Source organism: Shigella sp. SIG6, assembly GCF_053555815.1.
Genome location: NZ_JBQZXC010000237.1, coordinates 1 through 2316 on the forward strand (window position 1 = coordinate 1; position 2316 = coordinate 2316).

The 2316-nt window shown below is 51.2% G+C and carries 3 protein-coding genes; 1 reads left to right on the top strand and 2 read right to left on the bottom strand.

Annotation, left to right across the window (positions count from 1 at the left end):
* Window positions 1-166 precede the first annotated feature (166 nt).
* Window positions 167-1408: a bifunctional glucose-1-phosphatase/inositol phosphatase gene (gene agp, locus ACUU1M_RS19825; RefSeq protein WP_001044290.1), complete on the top strand. Its 1242-nt coding sequence runs from the start codon at window positions 167-169 to the stop codon at window positions 1406-1408.
* Window positions 1409-1445: 37 nt separating this feature from the next.
* Here the strand turns inward: agp and ACUU1M_RS19830 are convergent, their stop codons facing one another.
* Window positions 1446-1673 carry a YccJ family protein gene (locus ACUU1M_RS19830; protein WP_001143120.1) on the bottom strand — a complete coding sequence of 76 codons (228 nt, stop codon included), beginning with the start codon at window positions 1671-1673 and terminating at the stop codon, window positions 1446-1448.
* 20 nt (window positions 1674-1693) lie between these two features.
* Entirely contained in the window at window positions 1694-2299 is a 606-nt protein-coding gene (gene wrbA, locus ACUU1M_RS19835) for an NAD(P)H:quinone oxidoreductase (protein ID WP_152029070.1), read from the bottom strand.
* Window positions 2300-2316: the final 17 nt, after the last annotated feature.

Sequence of the window (2316 nt, forward strand, 5' to 3'; positions counted from 1 at the left end):
GCGAGGCAGGGGCTAATCAGGCATAGTTTGCGTCAAACCTTGCCTGTTTTTGAAGATGTATATAGAAAAACAGGCGTTCAACAAGCCATTTTGCGAACCTGTTCCCGGAAAAAAGTCATATTTCTGTCACACTCTTTAATGATTGATAACAAAAGAGGTGCCAGGAATGAACAAAACGCTAATCGCCGCAACTGTGGCAGGGATAGTTTTACTCGCTTCAAATGCTCAGGCACAAACCGTACCGGAAGGCTATCAGCTACAGCAAGTGCTCATGATGAGCCGCCATAACTTACGTGCGCCGCTGGCGAACAATGGCAGTGTGCTGGAGCAGTCGACGCCGAATAAATGGCCCGAATGGGACGTCCCCGGTGGGCAACTCACCACCAAAGGTGGCGTGCTCGAAGTGTATATGGGCCATTACATGCGTGAATGGCTGGCAGAGCAGGGGATAGTGAAATCGGGGGAATGCCCGCCGCCGGACACCGTTTATGCCTATGCCAATAGTCTGCAACGTACCGTCGCTACCGCCCAGTTCTTTATTACTGGTGCATTCCCTGGGTGTGATATTCCTGTGCATCACCAGGAAAAAATGGGCACTATGGACCCAACCTTTAACCCGATGATCACCGATGATTCCGCCGCATTCAGTGAACAGGCGGTGGCGGCAATGGAGAAAGAGCTCAGCAAACTCCAGCTTACCGACAGCTACCAGCTACTGGAAAAAATCGTTAACTATAAAGATTCCCCTGCCTGTAAAGAGAAACAACAGTGTTCGCTGGTGGATGGCAAAAATACCTTTAGCGCCAAGTATCAACAAGAACCAGGTGTTTCCGGGCCGCTGAAAGTCGGCAACTCGCTGGTAGATGCGTTTACTTTGCAATACTACGAAGGTTTTCCGATGGATCAGGTGGCCTGGGGAGAAATCAAATCTGACCAGCAGTGGAAGGTATTGTCGAAGCTGAAAAACGGTTACCAGGACAGCCTGTTTACCTCACCGGAAGTGGCGCGCAATGTTGCGAAACCGCTGGTCAGTTATATCGACAAAGCCCTGGTCACCGATCGCGCCAGTGCTCCGAAAATCACGGTGTTAGTTGGGCACGACTCCAACATAGCCTCTCTGTTAACGGCGCTGGATTTCAAACCGTATCAGTTGCATGACCAGAACGAACGCACGCCGATTGGCGGCAAAATCGTTTTCCAGCGTTGGCATGACAGCAAAGCCAATCGCGATTTGATGAAAATTGAATATGTGTACCAGAGTGCGGAACAGTTACGTAATGCCGATGCGTTAACCCTGCAGGCACCTGCGCAGCGCGTGACGCTGGAATTAAGCGGTTGCCCGATAGATGCCAACGGTTTCTGCCCGATGGATAAGTTTGATAGCGTGTTGAATGAGGCGGTGAAATAACAGAAAACTCCCCCGCGAGAAGCGGGGGAGTCGCTGGTTAAACGTTTTTACGTTCGATGGTCTGTTCGCCCCAAAAAAGCGAATCTTTATCGGTCTTAGCAAAGGCTTTGACTAACACTTCATCACTACCTTCTTCCCAAATCTTTTCTGCCATTTTTTCGTCGTACCCGGCGACTTCGAAAATGGCCTCGGCTATTTCCGGCGACGTATTGCGCAGAGATGCCCATTCACCGACGTGATGAGCTTTCGCTTCTTGAGTTGGCATGCGTATCCTCCTGTTGAAGATTAGCCGTTAAGTTTAACTGCCAGACCTGCGACATATTCCCCTTGATAACGAGCAATAGACAGTTCTTCCTGGCTTGGCTGGCGTGAGCCGTCACCGCCTGCGATGGTGGTTGCGCCGTACGGCGTACCGCCGCGAACCTGTGAAACGTCAAATAATTCCTGCGCTGCGTAGCCAATGGGGACAATCACCATGCCGTGATGCGCAAGGGTCGTCCAGGTGGATGTGATGGTTTGTTCCTGACCGCCGCCAGTACCGGTGGAACTAAAGACGCTCGCCAGTTTTCCGTATAGTGCGCCGGAAGCCCACAGGCCGCCCGTCTGGTCGAGGAAGGTACGCATTTGACCGGACATGTTGCCAAAGCGGGTAGGTGTACCAAAAATAATGGCGTCGTAATCGGCCAGTTCTTGCGGGGTTGCAACCGGTGCAGTTTGCGTTTTACCGCCTGCTTTTTCAAATAATTGCGGCGGCATGGTTTCCGGTACACGCTTAACGACAACTTCTGCGCCATCCACTTTGCTTGCACCCACAGCGACTGCGCGTGCCATCGTTTCAATATGTCCGTACATGGAATAATAAAGCACTAGTATTCTTGCCTTAACACTCATATCATTGTTCTCCTGTT

Excerpts from the sequence above, each read along its gene's own strand:
- agp (WP_001044290.1), top strand. The coding sequence starts at position 167 with ATGAACAAAACGCTAATCGCCGCAACTGTGGCAGGGATAGTTTTACTC.
- ACUU1M_RS19830 (WP_001143120.1), bottom strand. The coding sequence starts at position 1,673 with ATGCCAACTCAAGAAGCGAAAGCTCATCACGTCGGTGAATGGGCATCT.
- wrbA (WP_152029070.1), bottom strand. The coding sequence starts at position 2,299 with ATGAGTGTTAAGGCAAGAATACTAGTGCTTTATTATTCCATGTACGGA.